This is a genomic window from Pseudomonas sp. A25(2017) (assembly GCF_002001065.1).
GTDB lineage: Bacteria > Pseudomonadota > Gammaproteobacteria > Pseudomonadales > Pseudomonadaceae > Aquipseudomonas > Aquipseudomonas kilonensis.
The window spans coordinates 1-377 of the sequence record NZ_MUOA01000136.1; the positions used below are offsets into that span (position 1 = coordinate 1).

Here is a 377-nt window from a genome sequence, read left to right on the forward strand (position 1 = left end):
CAACCTGGTGCTGCAAGTGCACAACAACGACGACCCGGTGATCATCACCGGCCTCGACACCGAAGGCGGTGAGTTGTCATTGCAGGAGAAAAATCTCAGCGACGGCAGCAGCCCGGATGCATCGGCGTTGACTCAAAGCGGCACCTTTACCGTCACCGCGTTGGACGGTGTGCAGACCTTGAGCGTTGGCGGCATCAACGTCGTCACCGGCGGTGTAGCGGCTGGTTTCCCACAGTCGATTACCACCGCGCTGGGTAATACGCTGACCATCACCGGCTACAACGCCACCACCGGCGTGGTCAGCTACAGCTACACGCTGCTGGACAATGAAGCCCATCCAAACGCCAACGGCGCCAACAGCCTCAGCGAACAATTTG

Annotated in this window: 1 protein-coding gene; it reads left to right on the plus strand. The window is 59.7% G+C overall.

What is annotated here, in order from left to right; genetic code table 11:
• Positions 1-377, plus strand: a 377-nt coding sequence (locus B0E42_RS29335; RefSeq protein WP_139353248.1) for a hypothetical protein, incomplete at both ends; no start/stop codon positions are given.